The following is a 26,786-nucleotide window of genomic DNA, read 5'->3' as shown; positions in this document are numbered from 1 at the left end:
ATTTCTACTTACACCAATATGTTATCAGTAGAACCTCCTGTACTTGTTCAATGACATCGTCGAATAGTAGTCGTTTGTCACTGAGTTTGTGGCACGACGGACACGCAAAGTGTGATGTGCCTAGAATATTGAATACTTAGAATACACAATTTGGCAGATAAGCAGGGCACGAAATAGTGTTTTGTTCTAAGGCCATCCATCAAGAATTTTTAGCAGTAGTAAATAATGAAAAGCGAATTAAGTGTGCTTCAGCAAGCGGAAGAATTAATCAGGCCTTTAGCCATAGATCACGCACCTGATGGCACGGAAGTTCAAGCTGTAATCGACCAATGGATTCACGCGATTGCAACAGGGAGTCAGTTTTACTGTGATCGAGCGATAATTGATCCTGATCAACTTCGTACTGATGTTGAGTTCTCCTTGAGTATTAACGGACTGTTTAAAGATAGAAAAAGCTTCTTTAATGAGGTGTTTGGTTATGTAAAACTAAAACCAGTAGAAAATGCATCATTTCGATTTATTGATTTGTTTGCTGGTATTGGTGGTGTAAGGCTAGGGTTTCAGCAAGCTGGTGGAGCTTGTGTGTTTTCTTCAGAATTTGATAAACATGCGCAGCTTACATATAAAAAAAACCATGGAGAATTCCCATTTGGCGATATTACGTTAATTTCTCCTGAGACCATTCCAGATCATGATGTCTTACTTGCTGGTTTTCCTTGTCAGCCTTTTTCTCACGCGGGTTTAAAGCTTGGTATTGAAGATACTCGAGGAACTTTATTTCATGATATAGCCAGAATTATTGAAGAAAAAGGCCCTCGTTTTGCAGTACTTGAAAATGTGAAGGGTCTTATTAGTCACGATAAAGGTCATACTCTTAAAGTTATTTTAAAAACACTTACAAATATTGGTTACAGCTGCAATATTCCCAAAAGCATTATTGAAAATGGCAGTACCAAAGAAATTCAGAATTTAGCCAAATCTATGATATTGAAATCAGTAGAGTTTGGTGTACCTCAGAATAGACAAAGAATTTATATTGTACTTTGGAAAGATGGTGAGATTGATAAATTTGATTATCCAGAGTCAATGGGTCTCGACACAAGAGTTGGAGATGTATTAGAAGCTAACCCCAATCCAAAGTTAACTATTTCTGATCGTTTGTGGGAAGGTCATCAAAGGCGGAAAATACAGAACAAAATTAATGGTAAAGGTTTTGGGTATGGACTTGTTACAGAAGACTCTCTTTACACAAATACCATCTCTGCTAGATATTATAAAGATGGTAGTGAAGTATTAATTGAGCAAGTGAATAAAAACCCTAGAAAAATCAGTCCTAGAGAAGCGGCTAGACTTCAAGGATTTCCTGATGAATTTGAGTATAGTGATTCTACCGTTCAAGCCTATAAACAATTCGGTAACAGTGTGACTGTAACTGTCATTAATGCTTTGGCATTTAAAATAAAGGAGAATTTGGGTGGCACTAATTGATTTAAACCAGAAGTTTAAAGAAATAAAGGAAGCAGTTGAAAAAGTTAGATTTTCAGATGTGAAATTACCCGAGTCTTTCAAAGCCGAGTATGAAAAATATTTGAGTGAAAATAAAGCTAATGGCTATGCCAAAGTAGAGTGGACTACGTTTTCTACTAAAATTACTACATCTACAGGTAAAGCTATTTTTATAACCAATTTTTGGTTTTATATCGCATCAGAGCTATCTAATTATTTGGATAGCTTATCTCAGCAAAAAGAAATTTTTTGTAAAATATATAAAGGTGATGACCTCCAAAATATTGCTGATTCCTTGAGAAAAGAAGGAATACCTGATGACGAGAAAAGAAAAATACGTGAATATTTTTTATCTAATGAATTAAGTGAAGATAGTCTGAAGTACTTCTTCTCTTTTGTTTCAGATTACAAAAGTTGGGGGGGAGGGAAAACAATAGATAGAAATGATTACTATGTGTCACCTTTACTTCAAGCCGGAAACCTTTTAGCTGAAACTCAAAGTGCTATTGCCGAAATAGCCAAGCAAATGTCGGAATACCCATCGCTAAAGAGCTCTTTTAAACCGATATTTTTGCCATCAAAAAAAGATGAATCAGAAGGTGTTTTGATAACACTATCAAATATAAGAAATTTTGTTAGAGAAGTGTTGTCTTATATATTCAAAAATGATCTATCTAGTCAGTTTTTATGTTATACAAAAGAAGTGCAAGGTGGGAGTAATGGAAGAAAATATTTAGATTTAGTTTCCGGAGTTCGAAAAATTCACAAGCTTTTTTTGCTTTCCGATCGACCTTTAAGTAGTGAAGATTTGACATCTGGTAGAGCCGAAAGATACTTTAATGAACCATTTATAGATAATAGCAAATACTTATACCTTAGCAATCAATGGGCATATAATAATATTGAAGTGAGCACGAGTCGAGATTTGGTGGTTTTCGCTTCAATTTTCAACGAAATATTCGATCATTTAAAGATCGAGTCGACTAAAGACATATCTACCTTAATTCATTTAAAAGAAGCATCTATTGCTTTTTTACCTCTATCAAAGCCCTTCCTTCTTTTAGCTGGTATCTCTGGTACAGGTAAAACGCGTTTTGTACGTGAACAAGCTAAGATATCAAATAATGGAACAGAGGATAACTATTGTTTAGTGCCTGTTCGTCCAGATTGGCATGAACCCAGTGATTTACTTGGTTATGTCTCACGTCTTGGTAATAAACCAGAATATGTGGCTACCGATGTACTGCGTTTCATAGTACAAGCTTGGAAAGAAATAATAATAGAAATTGAACGTGACAAGACAGGCAAAGGATTACCTTTTGATTGGCGCGGTAAAGCACTCCACAAAATTAAACCTTTTTGGTTATGTCTTGATGAGATGAATCTCGCGCCTGTTGAACAGTACTTTTCTGACTATTTATCCATTCTTGAAACTCGCAGCTGGAGTTATGACTCCGAAAGATTGGAAGCTAGTGACCGTGATTATATTTATGAATGCGATCCGCTTATTAAAGGCGAGCTTTTTCGATCATTGGATAAGGGCTTCGATGAGGGCGACACTAATAAACCTTCAAATTTACTTGCCGAAAACCTTGGGCTGAATTTGGGTGTTGATCTTGAACGTGACATCTGGTGTTACTTCCTCCAGCATGGCATTGCTATTCCGTTTAATTTGATTGTCGCGGGTACGGTGAACATGGATGAAACCACCCATGGTTTTTCCCGTAAAGTAATCGACAGGGCCTTAAGCTTTGATTTTGGTGAGTTCTTTCCAAATGAAATCGATGAATTCTTTCAGCCAACAGTAAAGTCTAAAACGCTGAGTTATCCTGTTTATAGCCAAGCGACAATAGCGTTATTTAAGGATGTCGAGGCTGATAAAGATGCAGGCAAAACCAAAACCTTCTTTAATGCTATTAATGATGTGTTAAAAAACACTCCTTTTGAATTGGCATACCGCGCTTTTAACGAACTATGTTTGTCTGTTATTAGTTTTTCACCAACAGATGAGGTGGAATTAGCTGCTGTATTTGATGATTTTTTAATGTGCAAAGTGTTGCCACGCATAGAAGGCGATGAAGATAAGCTGACCAGTGAACCTGGCGACAATGTGCTGGCACAGCTTTCTACTGTGTTAGAAACCGAGTTAGCGAGTATTTGGCAAACAACGCGTCCTGATTTGCTGCGTGGAAAGCTTGATAAACCGGAAGAGGTTGTTACCACACCTTGCCGTTCTCGCCAAAAAATTGAACGGATGCAAAGGCAATTAAATAATGGTTTTACGTCTTTTTGGCCTTAATTTGACTGCGAAATGTTATTGGGATGGTAGTTAAGGAATGGCTAAAAAAACACGTGAAACCATTTGTTTTAAGCATGATGACTTCGAGCTTTATGTCACCTGTGAAGATTTAACCTCACCGCGCTCTAAATTAGAGCGAACGTATTCACAGCGAGGAATGTCTTCACCGAGTGGTGAGAACGTTGCGGTATTAGTTGATGGAAGCTCAGTAACTGTTCCCTCTGTCGGTGAGTTGGCTCAACCCTTCTTTTTCGAAAATCGCCAATATTGGTTTGATATTGAGTTTGCTGCGCATGTTGTAAAAGACTCGCCAGCGGTTAGTCATAAGTATCGTTTAATTGAACAAAGTTTTAGTCCGAGCCCAAGAAGAAATACCTTACAAGCAATGCTTAACTTTGGTAATGATGTAGGGAAATGTGTTTTTCATATCAACTACACAACGAACGAGGGTAGCAAGTCGGTGCCTGTGCAATTCACCATTTTTGCAACAAAAATGGTAGTGCATGAAGATCTCGGGTTGATGAATCAGAAAATAGACACGGTTTATCCTTTTTGGCGCTATGCCATTAGCGGAAAAACTACACAGTCCCAAGGTAAATCGATTAAGCGGTCTGAAAAGTTTGAGTTGTTTTGGTTGGCTCAATTTGAACGTTTAGTTACCGAGCTGAATCAAGGGCTGAAGCGTATTATCAACGCCCCTCACAATCGTTTACAGTCGTTTGATAAAGTTCAAAAGTTAGACCGCATCAATAAAAGAGTGACAGCCAAACAGCAAGAGTTGGCGAAAGAACTGATTGCAGAGAAACGCTCAACCAGACGAATGCGCATCGCGTATAAACGCTTACATGTAGACACGCCAGAAAATCGTTTTATAAAAATGGTGCTAAAACGTACGAAGATGAATCTAACGCAATTGATTCAAAATGTTGCGAATGACAAAGAAACCAAAGTGTCAGAGTCCTTTTTACTTACCTTAGGAAAGTGGCGTCAGCAAATCAGTAAAATAGTTCAACATAAGCTTTGGGAAGAAGTGGGGGCATTTGAAGGACTAACTTCTGACTCCAAAGTCTTGCAACAAGGTGCTGGTTATTCAAAGGTTTATAAAGTCTGGCAACAATTGAAATATTATCTCAATCAAGACAATGGTGAATCTCAGCTATCCATTAAATCAGTGGCTGATATTTATGAGGTCTGGTGTTTTATTGAGGTAATGTCCATTGTTAAGAGTTTAGGTTTTGTAGAGGAAGAGCGAACTCTTAACCATTTAAAACAAGTGCAATTTGAAAAACACTTTCCAGATGATGAAATGGCAGCGGCGTTTGTTTACTTTCGTGAAAGTGATGGGATGACAATAGAACTCGCTCATGAGCCTTCTTTCACACCAAAAGGAATGGTAAATCGAACTTGGCTTGCTAAGCAGCGTCCCGACATTGTACTTCGTGTTACCTTAGCTAATCATGAGTCATTTTTTATTCTGTTTGATGCTAAGTATCGTATTGACTCTACACAATTCAAAAGTAAAGACGGTGTGCCTGAGGATGCCCTTAATCAGATGCACCGATACCGAGACGCCATTATTCACCAACATCGATTTGAGTATGAATCACCGTTGAAAAGTCGTCCTGTAATGGGGGCTTTTGCCTTATACCCAGGTTTTTTTGATAATCAAAAAGATCAAGAAAACCCTTATAAAGATGCTATCAGAGAGATTGGTATTGGGGCATTTGCATTGTTGCCTAGTAAGGGTTCTGAGGGTTCGCATAATCATTGGCTACGCAGTTACTTAACGCAAAAAATTGGTGATAGAAAAACAGAACTTTCTTATTCACCGACTACATCAAACGATTACTATTTTGTTGAGGATGCTGCTCGTATCACACCTTATGGTGTGAATACTGTGAGGCACAATGGACTAACTATGATTGCGCCCATCAATGAAATAGAGCGTGATGATGAGTACCTAGAAAAAGCGAGAACAGGAAAGTTACAGGGCTACCATACGCAACTGGTAGCGACAAATCGTCAAAACGTACATAGAAATATCGTGCGCGAAATTCGCTATGTCATTGTTACTGTTCGCGAAAAAATCTCGGATAGAAATCAGATTGGTAAATATCTATATCGCGTTGCTAATGTAAAACTCTTACCAAGGCATGATATTGATAGAAGCTTAACAGGCAAGGAAAGTACTGATAATCGTCATTACTGGGTATTTGAGTTCACTGGTTCGCCAATCGTGCTTAGTAAATATATAGAAAAATCATACGTTGAGAGCTTCCAACTCAAACTGACTAAAGCGGAGTATCTGCAGAAGTTTGAGCATTGGAACGATGTTAAGGGCGACTTGCAACTTTATGCTGAATTTGATCTGAGTTGGTGAAGCTTTTCAAAGTAGGCAAATGGGGGCTTTATGAATATCCAAACCGTGTCATACCAACCTGAAAGAAAATGCCAATAATCTCTCCTTAGAAGATCCTTTGCACATCACTCAGAACGGAAAAGAAGTGAATGTTGTACAAGACTCGCAGGCCTACTATGAGCAGCAAGAAACCATTGCTTTGCTTAAACTGATTAACTTTTCTGAGCGTAGTTTGAATCAAAAGGGCGAACTGTCTTTGGATGAGGCACTTGATGCTTAAGTCAAATATTGAGCTATCGTGGCCGAAGACGTTTGTAGCCTGGTAAAAGTCTTTTGATCGCATATTTCTCAAGTATTTTTCATGACTCGAAAGCCTAATTGTCTATTTTTCGGTTCCTTTCTTTTTGAAAGCCACAGGAAGCAGGGCATTTTTACCATCCTCTAATAGGTCAATTTGTTTACATCAAAAGAGATTGACCTTCTTCTGCTCTGGCATAAAATGGCGTCAATTTAATCCCCGTTTGGGACAGTTTAGGATTGAGGTAGCTCATGGCCAGTACATCGCTTGTTTCAACAGATTCAATTCGTCAGCGCTTAAAGATGTTCATTGAAAACATTACGATACAGCGTTTTTTATTGGCGTTGATTTTAATCAATGCCATTATTCTCGGTTTAGAAACCTCGCCTGAGGTGATGACAGCCGTTGGCCCGTTTTTAATGGCATTAGATAAGGCCATATTGGCGGTGTTTGTTATTGAACTTACCATTCGTTTGCTTGTACACCGTTTTGCTTTTTTCAAAGACGGCTGGAATGTGTTTGATTTTATTGTCGTGGGGATAGCATTAGTCCCTGCTAGTGGACCGTTTGCTGTGTTGCGCGCGCTCAGAGTATTGCGTGTATTACGCGTACTCACTTTCGTACCATCGATGAGAAAAATTGTCGGTGCCTTAATCAAATCCCTGAATGGCATGTTGTCCATCGCCATGGTGTTGGGTCTTGTGTATTACGTGGCTGCTGTGATGGTAACCAAGCTATTTGGTGAAGCTTTTCCTGACTGGTTTGGCAGCCTAGGCGCTTCACTGTATACGCTGTTCCAAGTGATGACCCTAGAAAGCTGGTCCATGGGCATTGCGCGGCCCGTAATGGAAGCCTTTCCTTATGCTTGGGTGTTTTTTATTCCCTTTATCCTCATTGCTACCTTCACCATGTTAAACCTTTTCATTGCTGTCATCGTCAACGCAGTACAGACCATGCATGACGATGATAACAAAGACGAGCTAGACGCTGAAAAAGCCACACAGCAACAGCTATTGGAGCAAATGCAACAACTCCAGCTCGAACTACAGGCGCTGCGTCGTGATATGAACAAGCCGCAAGAATAAGAGAGAAAAATTACTCAATATTTTGTATCTGCTCTCTCATTTGTTCGATCAAGACTTTCAATTCCACGGCGCTTTGTGTGGTTTCCACGACGATGGATTTAGAAGAAAGGGTGTTGGCTTCGCGGTTGAGTTCTTGCATTAAGAAGTCTAGGCGACGGCCGATTGGACCTGATTGTTGTAGCTGACGGCGTACTTCTTTGTTGTGTGTTGCTAGGCGGTCGAGTTCTTCGGCGACGTCGGCTTTTTGTGCCAATAGTACGATTTCAGCTTCGACGCGCATTGGGTCAAGGTCGACTTTGGCTGCTTCTAGTTTGTTTATGAGGTTTTGCTTTTGCGCGGCGATGATTTCTGGCAGCTTGGCTTGTACTTCGACAACGATGGCGTCGATCGCATCGAGGCGCTGTTCGATGATTTCTTTCAGTTGCGTACCTTCGCGAAGTCGAACTTGAATTAGCTCTTCGACAGATTTGTTAAAGAGTTCTATGACGGCTTTTTTCATGATGTCGGCGTCTGTGCCTGAGTCGCTTAAAATACCAGGCCATTTTAAAATGTCGAGCGGGTTGGCTGGGTCTAAGTCTTTGAACCAAGTACCAAGAGTGTCGATGGCGCTTGCTAGGGCTTGGGCGTTGTCAGGGTTAATGGTTAGGCTAGTGGCGGCTTTGTCGACGGCTTGAAAGCGCAGTTGGCACTCCAGCTTGCCTCGATTGATCTTCTTACGCAGCACGTCACGAAATGCAAATTCAAGCTCGCGAAAGTTTTCTGGCAGGCGGAAGTTAGGTTCTAGGTAGCGTTGATTTACTGAGCGGACTTCCCAGCTGATGGTGCCCCAATCGTATACGGCTTCTTGGCGTGAGAAGGCGGTCATGCTTGCAGTCATGTTGAATACCTAAATGTAGAGGTGATGTGAGATAAAAGTAAAGGCGATAGTGTAACGCAAGGAAGGCGTGTTCGACAGTTTCGCTTATTGTTGCGTTTTCCTATCGCTGGGGGCGCAATTTTGTGTAGGTTCGTTATAATTGCGACTTTATGATGGTTGACCAATAGAGAGAACCAGTATGCGCCCAAGCGGAAGAGCAGTAGATCAATTACGTCCCCTTAAAATCACTCGTAATTTTACAAAACACGCGGAAGGTTCCGTTTTAATTGAGTGTGGCGATACCAAAGTTATTTGTACTGCTACCGTAGTTTCTGGCGTGCCGCGTTTTTTGAAAGGCAAAGGCCAAGGTTGGATTACGGCAGAATACGGCATGTTGCCTCGTTCAACACACAGTCGTATGGACCGCGAAGCGGCTCGTGGTAAGCAAAGTGGCCGTACTGTTGAGATTCAGCGTTTGATTGGTCGTTCTTTGCGCGCGGCGGTGGACCTTAAAAAACTCGGTGAAAACACGATTACAATCGACTGTGATGTCATTCAAGCCGATGGCGGTACTCGTACGGCGTCTATCACTGGTGGTTTTGTTGCTTTGTCGGACGCTATGCGCGTTTTAGTTGAAAAAAAGAAGGTTAAAGAAAACCCAATTGTTTCTCAAATCGCGGCGATTTCTGTTGGTGTTTATAAAGGCGTACCTGTTTTAGATTTGGATTACCCTGAAGATTCCAATGCGGAAACCGATATGAACGTCATTATGAACGACAAAGGTGGCTTCATTGAGATTCAAGGCACCGCTGAAGGTGAAGCCTTTAGCGACGAGCATATGATGGGCATGCTGGCAGTGGCGCGTAAAGGCATTGCGGAAATTATGGAAGCGCAGCGCGCGGCTTTATCCGATAAGTAATGGATGTGGTGTATTTAATAAAATCTAGCTTCGGCTAGATTTTTTTTGTCTGATTGTTACAGGGCGGCACTTTATTTTTTGCTTTAACTTGGTATGTCAGTTGCTGATAAAGCTTGAGCATAGCGGTATAGTCCTTCATATTTAAGTGAGGCAATGACATTTTCTTGGTTATGTTCAAATTAGCTTTAATCAAGTCTAGGAGCGGAGAGTGAAGGTAGTACGTCGATATTGGGTTACTTGTGTTTTCGTTATTTTTGGTTTTTCGACGGCGAATGCCAGTGCGGAAGAGATTGTGCTGTACACCATACATTTGCCACCTCATATTATCGATGCCTCTTTACTGGCGCCGCCTTCTGGTTTTGGTGAGGTGGAAGACGTATACGGCTCGGATGTTGAGGTACTGCGAGCGGCGTACGCCACGCAAGGTGTGTCTGTTCGTATTGAGCTTAGACCTTGGAAGCGCATTATGCGTGATGTCGAGGCTGGTTTGGTGCTCGGTGCGGTGTCGTGTCGCCCGATTCCTTCACGAGAAAGATTTGCAATATTTTCTGATGACCTGAGTGATTCAGCCAATGCGTTTGTGACTCGTCGATTTTTTCTGGATGATGAGGTTCCTACTTTAGGTATTCTTAAAAAATACAATGTTGCGGCTGTAAATGGTTGGTCTCAAACCAACATTTTAGACAGTGCTGATATTCCTTACTCTTCTGTGTCAGGGCTAGAGCAAGGAATTAATGTGCTATTACGTCGTAATCAAGATGTTTTCATGACGGAGCGTGATAGTGCTATTTTTGCGGCTAAACGTATGCAGGTTATCGATTCCCTTAGTTTCTATGATGTGTCAGAGTTGGGTTTAGACCATTACACCACGTGTTTTAGCAGGTCGTACCCAGAAGCAGAGAAGTGGCGAGACGTACTGAATAAAGGCTTAAAAGAGTTGGGTGCGAGTGGAAAGAGAGAGGAAATACTAAAGAAATACAGCGATTTTTTCGAGCGCCAATAGGCTAATGCAGTGAGGGATTATGCTAGCTTTACGTAAGCGACTGTCTTATAAACAAGCAAAATGGGCATTGGTGATTTTGCTACTGCTAAGCCTTTCTATGAGTGCTTTTCAGATTCTTATCGATTGGAAAGAAGAGCAGGTAATCATTGAAAATCAGATCATGTCGACGTTACGTATTGTCGAAAGTTCGGCATCAGAAGCGGCTTACTATTTAGATGATGATTTAGCTAAGACCGTTTTGACTGGCTTGATGCGCTCCAATAGTTTTCATAAAGCGAGATTAGAGGATGATTTAGGTTACGAGTTGGCAAGCATGTATCGGTCATTAGCCCCTTTACCATTACGCTGGTTATCTTCAAATATTTTTAGTGGGTTACCCGCACGTTTTAGCTTGCCTTTAAAACGTGACGATCAATTGGTGGTGGGGACTCTTGTTGTTTCAATTGATAATGCAGCGGCAACGAATGGCTTTATTCGTCGAAGTATTCGTTTAGTTACCACGTCCTTTATATCCGCGTCTTTGCTTAGCTTAGCCATGTTTATGCTGTTTTATTTCCAAATATCGCGGCCGCTTTATCGTGTTATTGAGCAACTAAACTGGCTCGAAAAAGAAGAAGACGAACCAGCCGAATTGAAGTTTAAACAGACGTCCCGTGAAGACGAACTGGGCATCTTAGCTCGAACTATTACGGCACTTTGGCATAAGCGTAAGAAAGTAGAGAGTGAGCTGGCGAAAAGCGAGGAGTACTTTAAAGCGGTGTTGCATCAATCCAGCGAGTGCATGTTACTCACCAACTTAAAAGGCCAAATATTGGATTGTAATGGCGAAACTTGCCGACTATTAGACTATGACGCCCCCACGTTACTGACGTTAAATATTCAAGATATCGATCCAGAGCAAGAGCCGAGCACATTGAAAGGGTGGACGAGAAATTCGCAGGGAGACCCCAAAATATATGAGACGCAATATCATAAAAGTAATGGTGAATGCTTTCCTGTTGAAGTGTGTGGAAACATCATTACGCTAGACAATGAGGCTTTTTTCTTAGCGTCCTTTAGAGACATTACCCAGCGTAAAAAAGACCAAGAACAAGTGGATTTTTTGGCCTATTACGATGCGCTAACCAATCTACCCAACCGACGTTTTTTAAATCAAAACTTACAGCAAGTCATCACCACGGCTCGAGATAATGGGCAAATAGGGGGGTTGTTATTTATTGATCTAGACCGTTTTAAAAACATTAATGACTCCATGGGGCACCATATGGGGGATGCCCTTTTAGTTGAAGCGGCTAAGCGCATTGTTTCCTGTTTGTCTGAAGCGGATACGGCGGTGCGCATTGGTGGCGATGAATTCGTTTTGTTGATACCAATGCTTGATATAGAACTTAATGAAGCACAAAAAAAAGTAACCTCGCTGGCTGAGACCTTGTTGGCTCAGATGTCTCAAGTGTTCCGCTTAGAGCAAAATGACTTATTTATTTCAGCAAGTATTGGCATTAGTTTGTTTCCTTTAGGCGATGTGGATGACATGCAGGTTCTCCGTCAAGCGGACACGGCTATGTATGAGGCGAAAGAGAAAGGGCGTAATGGCTTCCGCTTTTATCGTCAAGAAATGCAAGTACAAGTAGCCGAGCGGGCAGCGTTAGAAAAAGCCTTACACAGTGCGGTTCGCAACGATGAGTTCTACTTAGTCTATCAACCACAAGTGAATAAAAACGGAAGGTTGATAGGTTTTGAAGTGTTATTACGTTGGTTCAGTGAAGAGCTTGGCTTAGTTCCTCCCTCTCGCTTTATACCCATTGCAGAAGAAATTGGCATCATCGATGAAGTTGGATACTGGGTGTTAGACAATGCCTGTCAGCAATTAAAGACATGGCAAGACCTGGGTTTACCTGCATCTTTTGAAGGCATAGCCATTAACATTAGCCCTTATCAATTCGCCAAGGACAGTTTTGTAGACACAGTGAAAGAAGTCATAGAAAACACGCAGATAGAGCCTAGATTGCTCGATTTAGAAATCACTGAAGGCATGTTGGTTGAAAACATCGCGTCGGTCGCGGAAAAAATGTGGCACCTTAAAGAACATCAAGTTCGGTTTTCTATTGATGACTTTGGAACGGGTTATTCTTCATTGCGTTATTTACAGCATTTCCCTATCAATCAATTAAAGATCGATCAATCCTTTGTTCGCGACCTTTCTAACGATCCAAACAGTCATGTCATCATCAATACGATTGTGTCGATGGCGGATCACATGAATCTGTCTGTCTTGGCGGAAGGGGTAGAAAATCCGATAGAAAAAAATATTTTAGAAAAAATAGGCTGTGCGAGATATCAAGGCTATTACTTCTCTAAACCTGTTACAGGTGATATTGCCACTCAATATCTGTGTGGCAGCGTTTCTTTCCCATTAGAGCGTCAAGGAATCTAAAGCCATCTTCGTGGCGCTAAATGTCAGTTATTGTGCGCGTTTTTGCGCCTTACAATCTTGTGGTTCTTTGCCATTATCTATTCACGAGATTTCCGCATGGCTACTGTGCTCGTCAATACCTTGTTAAAAACAGACTCAAAATGCTCATTTACAACCTATAGACTCCGCTTTTCGTCTGTTTTTGCCTCGTATTGGTTTCACTCGTGATGCCGTGCAAAGGTCTCTAACGACAATAAAAATAAGGAGAAATAAGGTGAACAGACTGATTGGTGTTGGTGTATTAAGCGTTGCGCTCAGTTCAGGTGTGCAAGCAGCAGGTGTAGACTTAGATGGTCAATGGGTATTGCAGGATGCTGACAGCACGCAAGCTAAGTTAGATGTCGCCGTTGAGAATGTGGCACAGGAAATGAATTTCTTTATTCGCGCTTTGGCGAGGCCAGTATTAAAAAAACAGACGCAAATCTGTCAACAGTGGTTATTAGGTGTGCAGGAGAAGCAATTTCAGTGGCAATGTGATGATGCGGAAGTGGATACCATTCCGCTAACCGCCAGCGCAGAAGTGATAAAGAAAGACGAAGAAGGTGTTGAAATCTCTGGTACTTACCAGCAAACGAGCGATTCCGTCGTTGTTATCCTTGAGTCCGAACGAGGCAAACGTACCAATACGTGGAAGCAGGTAACCGATAGCGAATTACTGTTTACCGTTAAGCTAGAGTCTGAAAAACTACCGACACCGCTGACTTGGTCATTAACCTATAAGAAGCAGTAACCTTTTTTGATTTTGTGACGTATTAAGCGAAAAAAGCGCCAGTAGATAAATACTCTACTGGCGCTTTTTTATGTCTGTTATTTATTTGTGTTTGCTGATATTAACGCTTCACTGCGCCCGTTGGCGCAAACTTAGCACCATCAAGCGGAGAGTGTTTTTGAATGTATTCCACCAACACATCGGCATCAACATAACCTGAGTTTACATAGTTTGGATGATCGACGATTTTAGGGTAACCGTCACCACCTGATGCCGTGTAATTGTTCATCGCGATACGGTACGTTTTGCTAGCATTTAGTGCTTTGCCATTTACCATGATGTTGGTTGCTTTGCCGTCTTTTAGCATTAAAGAAACGCCATCAAACTGTGCAAAAGCCCCTGTACCGGCTTGTTTTGCCGCTGCGGCAGTCAGGTAATCCGTTAACTCCGTTGCACTAAAGTCGACATAAGACACCATGTTTCCAAAAGGTTGTACTTTCAATACGCTTTTGTAAGTAACGATGCCTTTTTCTAAGTTGTCACGTATACCACCAGAGTTCATTACACCGATGTCTGCGTTCACTTTTTCTTTCATCGCAACAGAAATCAAGTTACCTAGGTTGGTTTCTTGATTACGAACAACGCTACGCTCGCCGATGAAGTCGTCGGTTGAAAAACCGATTTCAACGTTCAGCTCGCTCTGACCTTTTTCTTGATAAGGCGATAGCATTTCAAGCATGGTTGGGTCTTGTGCGATTTCGTCTTCAATGAAAACACGTACAGAATTGCCTTCCGCGTCTTTGACTTTTTTCTTCAAGTTAACAGGAATTAGTTGGTATTCAGACCACACAATGGCGCCATTTTTGTAGACAAAGTCTAAACGGCCAACGTATTTACCCCATTCGTGCGCTTGCAGAATCAATGTGCCATTTTGCTCATCAGGCTGGAATAATGGATTCTGAGAGTGTCCACCCACTACAATGTCAATACCAGGAACAGCACGCGCTAGGGCGACATCACCGGGTGCATTGCCGCCGTGGTTGCCATCTTGATAGTGGCCCATGTGCGTTACCGCGATAATGATATCGGCTTTTTTACGTAGCTCTGGAACCAATTTCTGAGCTACTTTAATCGGTGACTCGATTCGGATACCTTCTAGGAATTCAGGATTACCCAATTTCGCAGTATCGTCTGTGGTTAGCCCCATAACAGCAATTTTAAGGTCATTTACTTGAAAAATCTTGTACGCTTCAAACAGTGGTTTGCCTGTTTTCGCGTCTAGAATGTTGGCAGATAGGAAAGGAAAACCGGCCCATTCTTTTTGTTTCTTCAATACAGAAAGCGGGTTGTCGAATTCATGATTACCCAATGCCATGGCATCGTATTTCAGCATGTTCATGCCGCGAAAGTCTGGTTCAGCGTCTTGTAGATCAGACTCTGGAACGCCGGTGTTGATGTCGCCACCGGAAAGCAACAAAGAGTTGCCATCGTCTAGTGCGACTTCTTCACGGATGTTGTCGATCAAGGTTTTGCGAGCGGCCATGCCGTATTCGCCTTTGCTGTTTTGCCAGAAGCGACCGTGGTGGTCATTGGTGTGCAAAATCGTCACGCGGTATTCTTTGTCTTCTTGCCAGTCTGGCTTTTGCGGTCCCATCATAGAACACGCGGTTACGGAGAGCGCGACACCAGTAATGGCTAGATGCGTGATAAAACGCTTTGGTAATTTCATGGTTTAGTTCCCTTCATGATATTTGTCGACAGTACTTCGATTCTTAATAATCAAGTGTCACTATAGAGTGGCTTGTTTGATTACAGTTATGAAAATGTATCTCATATTTGTGACAAGTTCGAGAGACTGTGCAGTAATTTTGACCATTTGTGCAGTAATACAGTGTTTTTGGCAAAAAAAAGCCTGCGAGAGGAATAAACTCTGTCGCAGGCATACCTGTTAAATGGAAAGAACAGCGTAGACTCTTTATTGTGAGTGGCTTAGTCCTTCAAAGGGGGCGTCTAGTTCTTCGGCTTTGCCTTCAAACAGTAAAATATCGAGATCGTAATCAGAGGAGCGAATAATGAAAGGGGATGCTCGGCTTTCTTTGAGGCTGTCGCATAACTTACTATTGCTCGTACAAATAAGTCGGTAATAGATTTTGATGTTGCCGTCATCATCAATCTCTATGAAAGTTACTGTTCCAAAGTATTTGTGGGCTAAGCCCTTACGCATGATCTGTATTTTTTCTTTTACGACGTTGGTGTCAATCGGCGCATCAATATGGAAATAATGATCTATGAATACAGTAGGATCAGCGGTCTTTTCATAGACCACCCAATCCCCTTGTATTCGGGTTAAGTCGCCAATGACTCTTCCATTTGTGGCAGTGTTACCTTCTGTATCGGTTAGGGTAATTTTGTTTGCCAAACGAAAGGGCTCTACTAAGACTCTACGTTCGTCATAAGGGGAGCCGGGGAAAGGGGTGAGTGAGGATTCACCTTGGCCATCGAAAAGGACGGTCACATCTCTAATTGAGCCAGGCGCTTTGACAATCCAACCATTAGGATCGGCTTCTTCTTTGGGAGTGCAGTCGTTTGTTTTCAGCGAAGGTGAACAGCCTCTATCAAAAAAAACTCTAATACGACTTTTTTCCACCTCAACTTGCATGACGCCCCAAATAGTTTCATAGTTTTGGTAGTAATTTTGCAGCGTCCGAATTTTTCTTTCTGCCAGTTCACTGTCTATGTCGGCGGAAATTCGATAGTAGGATTGGAACCCTGGGCCCTCTTCATTTTCCTTCGCCCAATAACCTTTTATGTGTCTAGGAACGCCTATGCCGATGCTGGCACTGGGTCCTGGATAGCCATTGACAGCCCCATAGCCGAACCCAGCGCTGCCTCCGTTCACACTGGTGACCCAGATATCAGATAGATTGTAGGCGCCATCTAAACTGCCGCCGTTGCCGATTTTTGCGATGGTTCCTAATCCATTCCCCATGGATTGGCAGCCAGTTAGGCTAAGAAGAGGCGTTATCATGCATAGGCTTATGATCATGTACTTCATGCGGTTGCTTCCTTACGTGTTTGGGTCTGCTTTAATTGGCGGGCAGGGTGAATTATTGTCGTACACAGTACGCACAGGCGTGCCAACAACTTGATCTGGTGTGCGTTGAATAAAGTGCTCGTTGTCTTTTACGCCATTAACAAGTATTTCTTTCATACTGTTAAACCCAATGTGGATCGCAAGATCATGAGAGCGGTGAATCACTTGATGAGCCATTGGCGCGATGCCCGCTTGCCAGTCCGGTGCCTGTATGGTGCCAATGGATTTACTTGATAATGTCTCCCACAAGGCTTGGACAGGTTTATTGTTCATGTAATCTTCCGTTTGGGTGTATTTATCCATGTTCCATTCAACCCCAACGAGTTCGGCTTGTTGCTTAAGGCGTTCTTGGGCGAGTCCTGCTAAGCTGGCGTCCATGGGTTGTAGGTAGTAATAATATGCATTGGTGTGGTCATGGGTGACTCGGCCGTGCATGCCAAGACCTTTGAACGATTGGGTATCCCATTCGATACTAATACGCTTAACCGTTTCATGGCGGATAATATCGATATCAGGGTCATTTCCACCATGAACTCTTGCCTTCCATCTATCTTCCAATGTGCTGTTTACTGTGTGCAGAGGCGTCACTTTGACCAATTCCAGTTGATAGGTTGCATAAGTGGGGGAGCCAAACACAGGTGCCAATTCTGTCGCTTTATATTGCGAACTAAATGGGTAGCCGCCACCTATATCGGAATGAGCGCCAGGAAAGACTTCTTCAAAGAAGTTTGGGGGTAGTTTTCCTTTGGTTTTCAGCGAGGTGAGTGGAAACTTAGTACGGTACTCATTATGGGCGGTAATATGAAAAACGCGTTTAGCACTTTTTGCGAAGAGCTCGAGCTCAATCTCGCCTTCTTTTTCATTGCCGGGCCAATAAAAAGACCCTACGGTGTCCAGTAAACCCACAAAGCGGACGCTTGAGGTGCGAGTATTGTCCGCATGGTGGCCATCGTTATTGGCGTTGTACCTTTCGTAATGAGTCCCTCCTAATAAATTGGGATGAGTGCCTGGCGGGGTGTGATACCAATCTGTTTCTCTAATACTGTCGTAATCTGGAAGGCCCATTTTGTTGAGGGCATTAATAAAGTGACGAGCTAAGGCGGCACCGCGACTGAAACCGAACACATCAAAGGCGATGTGCGTGATGTCTTGATAAATATCTTTATCTTTTGTCTGCGTAATAATTTTCTTGAGCTGAGTGAGTAAACTTTGCCATTTTATAAACGCGCTACCGGCATCAAACAGGCCTGTTGCTAAGCTGGCTGAGAACATGTCATCGCCGGCATCGATGATTGCCTTTCTTTCGTCCTCGGGTTTCTCGTCCAGGTCTAATGTGCCCACCCCGGAGACATAAATTTTATCGGATTCACCGAGCTTTTGTGGGTAAGCCTCAAATAATCTGGCTATGTTGGTGCGAGAATGATCGCCATATTTTTCTTTATAAGCATCGTTGGTTTTGTTGTTTGCTGTACCGTCAAAAAAAACACCAATGCGTAGAATACGTTCGGGTTTGATGTTGACCAGCGGCAGGCCTTTTTTTACCTTGCGCTTTTCCAATGGAAGAACGAGTGCGCTGTTGGTGACCGTTATGCTTTTTTCACTGCAGACGTAGTGGCTGTTGTGTGGGTTGTTGTAGGTGCTAGGCGTCTCCGGCGGGCATTCAGATAGCTCGAAGACGACAGGTTGTTCTTCCGCCGTTTGTTTGGCGCGTAAGGTATCGCCTATTTTGAGCGCCCCTGGGTTTTTATCGTAACGGAGGTTTTGATTCAGAAGCTCCTTGGCCGATAGGCCATATTGTTTGGCAATGTCCAACCAAGTTTCACGCTGCTGAGTGTTTGGGTCTTCTATGACGGTGTGGGTGGATGAATTAGTTTTAGTGGTGGCTTTTTCTTGCGCGTCTCTTTCAAGTATTGGTGTTTGGGTGACCTTCAATAAAGCGTCGATGTCTAAGTGAACGCCATGTTTGTCCAACCATTCTGGTGAAACTTGACTCAACTCGGTATCAGGCATCGATTCGGCTCGGTAGACGAGGTATTGATCTTTCACCACATTGCCAGCCATTTTCCAATACACCAACAGCGCCATACTAGCGTGATGGAAGGTGTAATTCGCTGTGTTATTCGGCATTGGGCTAAAGGTGCCGTCATCTTGCCATTGGTATTTCTGGATGAGGGAGTTGCCTTTGAAATGGTAAAGATAGCCTGTGGTGGCTAACCCTAAGCGTTCGCCCCGCTGCATAGTAGGCATGATGGGAATAAAGGCGTCATTAATCTTGCCCGACCCTAATGTCACCATTTCAACATTTTTTAGTGAAAGCCCCATAGTGTTGGTTGTGGCCAGAAAGTTTAGATTGTGAAAAGCGTTAGAATTGCTTTTTATTGTGTATCTCGTGCCATACTTTGTTGGGCTGGCATCCCATTTTCCCACAGGATTTTTGCCTTTGGTGTCCGTTAAAACTGTATTCAGATTAACGGGGTGGTTGGGGTTGTTTGCTGAAAAAGCGATTTCTATGTTGTATTCGTAAGCCAAAGGCGCTTGACGTTGTTGAGTGCTGCTGTCTGGTACGACAGGTTCCGGTGTGTAATGAATCGGTTGGGCTGGGTGAAGGTTGCCATTATTTTGGTTGGCGAAAGCGGATGCTCCACCACCTACACCCCCCATATTAAGACGATTTTGCAGTGCGAGTAAGGCGCTGGGCTGAAAGTTTGACTCTGCATCAGGGTTGATTTGCCACTCACCTGATATGAAATTACTTGAGTCTTGAAGCAGCAGAGGTGTGATGGGAATATCCGTCAGAAGAGCGTATTCCCCTGCGGCAAATTTTTCTAATAGAGCGTCGGCGGTTATTCCTTTTGGCAATATAGACTGAAGGTCACGTTTGTCTATTTGGCTTAGACCACCTTCTACATAGTGGTACTCAAACGCCATGAGCTTATCCAGCTCAATCTTGCTATACGTCATCAACAAATCCTTGTCGTGGCTAGTTTTTTTAAGTAGGCAGATTCTATTTCTTATAGAAAAAGTAATCAAATCTAAGGCGCAACGTTTTGAATATGTGTAATTAAGAAAAAGGGAGTACTCAAAAGGCACGGCGTTTTGACAAAAAAAAGCCTGCGAGAGGAATAAACTCTGTCGCAGGCGTGCTTTAAATAGCTAAACCGTTATAAAAATGGGCAATTAGAGGTCTAGACGTCGACCTGATTCTTTATCAAAGACAACCGCTTTGGATGTGTCAAACATCATCTTGATGATTGAACCTGCTTCAGCTGGGTACATAGGGTTAGAGCGACAGTTGATCTCTGCATTGTTCACACGCGTCAGGATCATGGTGTCGGCACCCATTGGTTCAGTCACTTCTACTTCCACGTCGGTCGTGGTAACAAAAGGCTGACCTTCTTTGTGTGGCTGAGGTTCTGTGATCATCTCTGGACGCAAGCCCAATAAGATGGTTTTGCCAACATAGTCTTTTAGCGATTCTGGTTTAGGGAATGGCAAGGCGACGGTTGTGTTGGTGGCCAGTTCCAACATAGGTACGCCATTTTGTTCGACGACTTTGGTTGGAATGAAGTTCATCGCAGGTGACCCCATGAAGCCCGCAACAAACAGGTTGGCTGGGTTATCGTAAATTTCTTGCGGAGAACCTAGTTGTTGTACTTCACCGTCTTTCATTACCGCGATGCGATCTGCCAAGGTCATAGCTTCAATCTGATCGTGTGTTACATAAACGATGGTTGTGCCTAGCTTCTTATGCAGCTTCTTGATCTCTGTACGCATCTCTACACGCAATTTAGCGTCTAGGTTAGACAATGGCTCATCAAACAGATAAAGCTGAGGGCGACGAGCTAAGGCGCGCCCCATGGCAACACGTTGGCGTTGACCACCAGATAATTGTGCTGGCTTACGATTTAGCAAGTGATCAATTTGTAACATATCAGCAACGCGCTGAACTTCAATTTGGCGCTCTGCTTTTGGCACTTTACGCATTTCCAAACCAAAAGAGATATTTTGCTCTACCGTCATGTTTGGATACAAAGCGTAAGACTGAAACACCATCGCAATATCACGGTCTTTCGGGCTTGTGTAAGTTACGTCGTTATCGGCGATCAGAATGCGGCCTTCGGTTACATCTTCAAGACCGGCAATCGAGTTCATCAGGGTGGATTTACCACAACCAGAAGGCCCAACCAAAATCAGAAATTCACCCGCTTTGATGGAAATATTGATGCCTTTTAGTATCTCTGTACTGCCGTAGCTCTTTTTAACATTTTCAATGACGAGGTTTGCCATGTTATTACTCCAAATTTTATCGAGTCACTCGTGTGGTAAAAAAATGAAAAGCACGAGTGCGTTGTTCGCTAGTTTTTGTAAATGTCGCGGTTAGCCTTTCACCGCACCAGCGGTTAAACCACGTACAAAGTATTTTCCTGCGAATACATAAACAGCCAGTGTAGGCAAAGCGGCGATAATGGCAGCGGCCATGTCGACGTTGTATTCTTTGCCGCCAAAACTGGTATTGACCAAATTGTTTAATGCCACGGTTACTGGTTGAGTGTCAAAGCCGGAGAACGCCACCCCGAAGAGGAAGTCATTCCAAATTTGAGTGAACTGCCAAATCACAGTGACCACAATAATAGGGGTCGATACTGGCAAAATAATGCGGTAGAAAATAGTAAAGAAACCAGCGCCATCAAGGCGTGCTGCTTTGACCAATTCATTCGGAATTGACTGGTAGAAGTTACGGAAGAACAGTGTCGTGAACGCCACACCGTAAACCACATGCACAAATACCAAACCGGAGGTCGTGTTAGCAATGCCTAACCAACCCAATGTACGAGCCATTGGCAACAAGATTACTTGGAATGGGACGAAACAGCCCAACAACAACAACGCGAAGAACAAATCACTTCCACGGAACTTCCATAGGGAAATTACGTAACCGTTAATCGCACCCAGCAGTGTTGAAATCAGCACGGCTGGTATCACGATTTGAAACGAGTTCATGAAGTAAGGCGAAATACCGCCACAGCTACTGCCTGTACAGGCGCTGGACCACGCTTTTACCCAAGAATCAAAATGCAATGAAGCCGGTAGAGAAAGTAACGTTCCAGTACGAATCTCTTCAACGTCTTTTAGCGATGTAATGAGCATGACGATAAACGGGATGAGATAGAAGGCCGCAACGATGGTCAATACGGTGTACAAGGCAACGCGTAATACTTTGTCTAGGCCAGACGTCTTACGGCCAACGGTACTTTTATTCATAGAATTACCGTTACTCATGGCGTTCACCTCGCAATTCTGAGTACAAATAAGGAACCAAAATCGCCAACACACAACCCAACATAATCATGGCAGAAGCCGACCCTAGGCCAACTTGGCTACGGGTAAAGGTGTGGGCATACATGAAGTTCGCCGGCAAATCAGAAGAGTAACCCGGGCCACCATTGGTTAAAGCGGCTACCAAGTCGAAACTCTTAATCGCAATGTGCGATAAAATAACCATGGCGCTAAAGAAAACAGGTTTTAGTGACGGCAAAATGATACGACGGTACGTTGTAAATATGCCCGCGCCATCAAGGTGTGCGGCTTTAATAAGGTCGCCATCAACACCACGAAGACCGGCTAAGAACAAGGCCATAACAAAGCCAGATGCTTGCCAAACAGCAGCGATAACCAAACAGTAAATAACCATGTCTGGATCCGCTAGCCAATTAAACGTGAAGTCTTCGAAACCCAAATTCACCATCATTTTTTCTAGGCCATTGGTTGGGTTTAGCAACCATTTCCACGCGGTACCTGTGACGATGAAAGAAATCGCCATAGGGTAAAGATAAATAGTACGAAGTGCGCCTTCTGCGCGAATTTTTTGATCCAAGAAAATGGCCAGCGTAACGCCAAGGAACAAACAAATAGCAATGAACATCCCACCGAAGACACCTAGGTTCGTCAGTGCCACCATCCAACGGTCATTGTTGAATAGGCGTTCATATTGATCAAAGCCGACAAAGTCGTAAGACGGCAGCATACGAGAATTGGTAAAAGAGAGGACAGCGGTCCAAATCATATAGCCATAGATGCACACCAAGGTGACGATCACCGTGGGGGCCATGACGATTTTCGGCATCCAGTCGGCCAAGTTTAGGCGCGCAGGACGTCCTGACTGAGTCTGTCCTGACCCAGAATTGGCGGCTTTAGTATTCATAATTGATGCTTCACTACAGGGAGAAACGAAGAGGCTGACCAGAGGGCCAGCCTCGTATGCTTATTTGCAAACTTAATGTTGCAAATGGGATCTTACATACTTGCTTTAACAGCGCGAGCTAGTTTGTCTACGGCTTCTTTAGATGTCATTTTGTCATCATTGAAGAAGTTTGTGACGACGTCAAAGATAGCGCCTTGAACCATAGAGTTCACAGCCATGCCGTGAGCCATACTTGGTAATAGGCTGTTAGTCGTTGAGCTTGCTAGGAAGGCATCCATTGAAGACTGCGCACAAGCGTCAAACTTCTCACGAGACATGTTCAAACGTGTAGGAATAGAACCCTTGTTCAAGTTGAATGTTTCTTGGAATTTAGGTTCAAGAATCAAACGAGCAAGGTCTTTCTGAGCTGCTTGTTTTTCTTTACCGTCCACTTTAAACATGGCTAGAGAGTCAATGTTGAACGTGAATGAACCGCTTGTGCCTGGTGCAGGGTAACAAACGTAATCAATACCGGCTTTTTTACCTGCAGCGGTAAATTCACCTTTCGCCCAGTCACCCATGATTTGCATTGCTGCGTCACCATTGATAACCATTGACGTTGCGATGTTCCAATCACGTCCAGAGAAACCTGGATCAACGAATTCGCGCATTTGTTTGAAGGTATCAAATACGTCTAACATCTCTTTGCTGCGTAGTGCTTTATCAGACAAGCCGATGAACGCGCTGCTGTAGAATTGAGCGCCTTTAGACAAAGCAATGGCTTCGAATAAAGTCGCGTCTTGCCAAGCTTGACCACCATGAGCAAGTGGTGTGAAACCCGCTGCTTTGATTTTTTTCGCTTCAACAATGAATTGTTTCCAAGTCGTCGGGATAGACGCGCCTGACTTACGGAATACTTCAGGGTTCGCCCACATCCAGTTTACACGGTGAACGTTAACTGGCGCCGCAACATAATGGCCATCGTATTTCATTGTATCGCTAACAACGCGAGGAAGAACAACATCCCACTCGCCTGCTTTTGCAACGTCATCAAGATTGGTTAGGAAGCCTAGATCGCCCCACTCTTGAATAGTTGGACCTTTGATTTGAGCCGCAGAAGGAGGATTGCCTGCAATGGCACGAGACTTTAGAACTGTCATGGCAGATTCACCACCACCACCGGCGACTGCGAAGTCTTTCCAAGTGTGGCCTGCACCAACCATTTCTTCTTTAAGCACATTGATCGCAGCGGCTTCGCCACCTGATGTCCACCAATGTAGAACTTCTACTTCACCAGCTTGAGAAGTAGCAGCGGCTAGAGAAAGTGCAACTGTGGTTAAACCGAAAGCAATTTTTTTCATGATAGCAACCTTTGTTATTGTTATGTCGTCCAATCAAATACATCAACATGTTTTGATATTGCGTTATTCGTCTCGACGTCGCCATCTGAATATCAGCGTATGCGTACGTTCGAGTTACAGAATTTAGCAAAGGAATTAACAAGTAGGGGTAAAGTAGAGCAACCTATTGTAACGAAGTCTTGCAATGTTGCTTTTTCGTGTCGATTTTATTGCGCTTTGCTTGCACAAATAAAGCGTGCCAAGTTCCACAAGAGGTCAGTGCCTTGGCAGCCAGAGCTTGGCTTCTAGCCCTTGTTCAATATGGTTGCTTAGGGTTACTTCGCCACCGTGGGCGCGGGCAATGTTTCGGGCAATGCTGAGCCCTAATCCCATGCCGCCTGGATGACCTGAGTGATCGGGCGTGAGGCGAGTGTAAGGTTGAAAGACTTTATCCATTTTATCAATCGGGATGCCGGGACCTTGATCACAGATGCGAATGCACACTTCGTCTTCATCGTCTTCGATGTAAACCGTGGCGGTTTTGCCGTAGTACAAAGCATTGTCGACCAGGTTGCCGAGGCAGCGTTTGATGGCCAGTGGTTTACCAATAAAAGGATGCTCTAACTCACCGACAACGGTGAGTTTGGTCTCGTGTATATTCGCGGTGGACTGCATGTCTGTGAGCATTCGAGAAATATTTACTTCGATACGATTTTCATGAATATCGGTTTCTTTGACGCTTTGCAATGCGCCTTTTACTAACATATCCAAATCTTCCAAATCGCGGATCATCGCATCGCGAATGTCATCTTCATCCAGCATTTCTGCCCGTAAGCGTAAGCGTGTAATCGGGGTTTTTAAGTCATGAGAGATGGACGCAAACAATCTTTCACGATCATTTAAGTAGCGCTGAATACGCCGTTGCATGTCGTTAAAGGCTTTGGCGGTATTGCGCACTTCGACGCTGCCGACTTCTTTAATGGGTCTCCAATCACCTTGCCCAAAGCGTTCCGCCGCGCGAGCGAGTGTAGCCAAGGGGCGAGTGACGCGTCTGAGTATAAGAATAGTGAGTAGTAATACGGTAATGACGGACATCGCCATGGAAAACAAACGGTCGCCACTGAGTGCCGACGTACCATCTAAGAAATAAGGGTCAGGCATTAAACTGGCAAGGTACAACCAATCGGTGTCATTGACGGGAATTTGAATGACAATAATCGGTGGTGTTAGCGGTTTCACTAATAAGCTGTGGTGTCCCCAGCGTTCTGGTAAATCCACCAAGCGAGTCTGGTTGTTGATGACGTGCAGATCGCTTGGGTTGGAAAAGGCGATTTTGGCATCACGAATGCCCAGTTGTTTAATAAGAGTCGATTGCACCTCGTTTTTAACAATATCTTTGAGTGGTGAATTGGGAATGTTATTGATGCGAATCTCTTCCTTGTTGAGAGTCACAAAGAAGCGTGTTCCACCCATGTCTTGTAGCTGATCGATGACAATGTGGCGATAATTAGTGGGTAAAGACGTGAAGTAACTGACGGTTGCCGCGATACGAAATGCCATGTGTTTAGACACTTCACGTACATTCTCTTCGGTATCGGATTCGAGTTGTCGTAGCCAGATGGTCGAGCTGATGAATTGAGCGCTGGCAACGCCCAGCGCCATGATGATCAGGATTTGCCCAGTAAGCGACTGAGACCAGCGCTTGATGCGCGAACTGTTGCTCAGCGGTGTGCTAGTGGACATCGCTGATCGTTTCGACATTAGCGGTTAAAATATAGCCTTGGCCACGAACGGTTTTAATTAATTGTGGGTGGCGAGCGTCTTCTCGCAAACGTTGGCGCAAGCGGCTGACATGCACATCAATAAAACGATCAAGTGGTGCGCTGTCACGCCCACGTGTGTTTTCCGCGATGAGGTCTCGCGTTAGTACGGCACCGGGGTGGGTTAAAAATAACATAAGAAGGTTGTAATCAGCGCCGGACAAAGACTCTTTTTCGTCCTCAAAGTGTAACTCGCGCGAGATTGTATCCAGTGTGAAGTGTGAGAACCGGTAAAAGCGATGGGCAACGGGTGCCATCTCCACAACTTCACTGTGTTCCATGCGTCTTAGGATTGCTTTGATGCGAGCGAGCAGTTCACGAGGGTTGAAAGGTTTCGCAAGATAATCGTCGGCGCCAATTTCTAGGCCAATAATCCGATCCATTTCATCAGAATTTGCTGTAAGCATGATCACGGGGACTTGCGATTGTGTTCGTAAGGAACGGCACACCGCAAAACCATCTTGACCGGGCAGCATGATGTCTAAAATGACAAGATCAATATTTTGCTCTGCTCGAAAATCGGCTAAAAATGCTTCGCCAGAATCGGCGGTTAACACCGTAAATTGGTGTTTTTCTAAGTAAGTTTTGAGCAGGGTGCGAATCTCGTCGTCATCGTCTACAACATAGATACATTTAGCGTGGTTCATTCTCTTGCTCAGTGAAAGGTTAGTGTTTTATTTGTTATAAACAGTGTTACATAATTTCGAGTCTAACAAGAAAGTGTCAGTGAACCAATTGCCCATATTGGGTTGCTGGGTATAGTGGTTAAATAAATTAAATTGATTTAATGCTGTTGTCACTGCATAATTTTTAACCTGACCTTATTTATACCCGCGTAGCGACT

General features: G+C 43.5%; 19 protein-coding genes. 9 read left to right on the top strand and 10 right to left on the bottom strand.

The annotated features are described in order from the left end of the window. Positions 1 to 225 precede the first annotated feature (225 nt). From MP3633_RS18415 to MP3633_RS18395, 5 genes are all read left to right on the top strand, one after another. On the top strand, positions 226 to 1,488 hold the full coding sequence (locus MP3633_RS18415; RefSeq protein ID WP_176336602.1) for a DNA cytosine methyltransferase: 1,263 nt from the start codon (positions 226 to 228) through the stop codon (positions 1,486 to 1,488). After that, complete coding sequence (locus MP3633_RS18410; RefSeq protein WP_176336601.1) at positions 1,475 to 3,805, top strand: McrB family protein; 2,331 nt, start codon at positions 1,475 to 1,477, stop codon at positions 3,803 to 3,805. The genes MP3633_RS18415 and MP3633_RS18410 overlap by 14 nt, the downstream gene beginning before the upstream one ends. 37 nt (positions 3,806 to 3,842) lie before the next feature. After that, entirely contained in the window at positions 3,843 to 6,185 is a 2,343-nt protein-coding gene (locus MP3633_RS18405; RefSeq protein ID WP_176336600.1) for a DUF2357 domain-containing protein, read from the top strand. Positions 6,186 to 6,309: 124 nt separating this feature from the next. Further along, on the top strand, positions 6,310 to 6,444 hold the full coding sequence (locus MP3633_RS19065) for a hypothetical protein (RefSeq protein ID WP_280526387.1): 135 nt from the start codon (positions 6,310 to 6,312) through the stop codon (positions 6,442 to 6,444). A gap of 269 nt (positions 6,445 to 6,713) precedes the next feature. Next, entirely contained in the window at positions 6,714 to 7,547 is an 834-nt protein-coding gene (locus MP3633_RS18395) for an ion transporter (protein WP_176336599.1), read from the top strand. Positions 7,548 to 7,557: 10 nt separating this feature from the next. On the opposite strand, the gene MP3633_RS18390 is transcribed toward MP3633_RS18395, so the two are convergent. Further along, positions 7,558 to 8,424: a YicC/YloC family endoribonuclease gene (locus MP3633_RS18390; RefSeq protein WP_176336598.1), complete on the bottom strand. Its 867-nt coding sequence runs from the start codon at positions 8,422 to 8,424 to the stop codon at positions 7,558 to 7,560. Between the two features lie 178 nt (positions 8,425 to 8,602). On the opposite strand from MP3633_RS18390, the gene rph reads away from it, so the two are divergent. The 4 genes from rph to MP3633_RS18370 all read left to right on the top strand — a co-directional run bounded on the left by rph (position 8,603) and on the right by MP3633_RS18370 (position 13,528). Further along, positions 8,603 to 9,322: a ribonuclease PH gene (gene rph / locus MP3633_RS18385; protein WP_176336597.1), complete on the top strand. Its 720-nt coding sequence runs from the start codon at positions 8,603 to 8,605 to the stop codon at positions 9,320 to 9,322. Between the two features lie 208 nt (positions 9,323 to 9,530). Continuing rightward, complete coding sequence (locus MP3633_RS18380) at positions 9,531 to 10,325, top strand: substrate-binding periplasmic protein (protein WP_176336596.1); 795 nt, start codon at positions 9,531 to 9,533, stop codon at positions 10,323 to 10,325. 19 nt (positions 10,326 to 10,344) lie between these two features. Beyond that, positions 10,345 to 12,759, top strand: coding sequence for a sensor domain-containing protein (locus tag MP3633_RS18375; protein WP_176336595.1), 2,415 nt, complete (start codon positions 10,345 to 10,347; stop codon positions 12,757 to 12,759). 253 nt (positions 12,760 to 13,012) lie between these two features. Beyond that, the gene (locus MP3633_RS18370) at positions 13,013 to 13,528 is read left to right on the top strand and encodes a hypothetical protein (RefSeq protein WP_176336594.1); all 516 of its coding nucleotides are present in this window, start codon (positions 13,013 to 13,015) and stop codon (positions 13,526 to 13,528) included. 100 nt (positions 13,529 to 13,628) lie between these two features. On the opposite strand, the gene ushA is transcribed toward MP3633_RS18370, so the two are convergent. The 9 genes from ushA to MP3633_RS18325 all read right to left on the bottom strand — a co-directional run bounded on the left by ushA (position 13,629) and on the right by MP3633_RS18325 (position 26,589). Continuing rightward, the gene (ushA, locus tag MP3633_RS18365) at positions 13,629 to 15,236 is read right to left on the bottom strand and encodes a bifunctional UDP-sugar hydrolase/5'-nucleotidase UshA (protein ID WP_176336593.1); all 1,608 of its coding nucleotides are present in this window, start codon (positions 15,234 to 15,236) and stop codon (positions 13,629 to 13,631) included. 246 nt (positions 15,237 to 15,482) lie between these two features. Further along, on the bottom strand, positions 15,483 to 16,562 hold the full coding sequence (locus tag MP3633_RS19085; protein ID WP_342356106.1) for a hypothetical protein: 1,080 nt from the start codon (positions 16,560 to 16,562) through the stop codon (positions 15,483 to 15,485). A gap of 12 nt (positions 16,563 to 16,574) precedes the next feature. Further along, a complete protein-coding gene (locus MP3633_RS18355) occupies positions 16,575 to 19,562 on the bottom strand; it encodes a phospholipase effector Tle1 domain-containing protein (protein ID WP_176336592.1) in 2,988 nt (995 codons plus the stop codon). 216 nt (positions 19,563 to 19,778) lie between these two features. Continuing rightward, on the bottom strand, positions 19,779 to 20,888 hold the full coding sequence (locus tag MP3633_RS18350; protein ID WP_176336591.1) for an ABC transporter ATP-binding protein: 1,110 nt from the start codon (positions 20,886 to 20,888) through the stop codon (positions 19,779 to 19,781). Between the two features lie 90 nt (positions 20,889 to 20,978). Beyond that, entirely contained in the window at positions 20,979 to 21,863 is an 885-nt protein-coding gene (locus tag MP3633_RS18345) for a carbohydrate ABC transporter permease (protein WP_112141418.1), read from the bottom strand. 10 nt (positions 21,864 to 21,873) lie between these two features. After that, positions 21,874 to 22,803, bottom strand: coding sequence for a carbohydrate ABC transporter permease (locus MP3633_RS18340; RefSeq protein WP_112135285.1), 930 nt, complete (start codon positions 22,801 to 22,803; stop codon positions 21,874 to 21,876). Between the two features lie 92 nt (positions 22,804 to 22,895). Next, on the bottom strand, positions 22,896 to 24,143 hold the full coding sequence (locus MP3633_RS18335; protein WP_176336590.1) for an ABC transporter substrate-binding protein: 1,248 nt from the start codon (positions 24,141 to 24,143) through the stop codon (positions 22,896 to 22,898). Positions 24,144 to 24,398: 255 nt separating this feature from the next. Next, positions 24,399 to 25,865 (bottom strand): ATP-binding protein, encoded by a 1,467-nt coding sequence (locus MP3633_RS18330; RefSeq protein WP_176336589.1) that lies wholly within the window; start codon positions 25,863 to 25,865, stop codon positions 24,399 to 24,401. After that, a complete protein-coding gene (locus MP3633_RS18325) occupies positions 25,855 to 26,589 on the bottom strand; it encodes a response regulator (RefSeq protein WP_112135280.1) in 735 nt (244 codons plus the stop codon). Before MP3633_RS18325 ends, MP3633_RS18330 begins: the two co-directional genes overlap by 11 nt. Between the last annotated feature and the right edge of the window lie 197 nt (positions 26,590 to 26,786).

The organism is Marinomonas primoryensis, from assembly GCF_013372285.1.
Classification (GTDB): Bacteria; Pseudomonadota; Gammaproteobacteria; order Pseudomonadales; family Marinomonadaceae; genus Marinomonas; species Marinomonas primoryensis.
The sequence above is the reverse complement of the archived record's forward strand: the minus strand, read 5'-3'. Positions and strand labels throughout refer to the sequence as shown.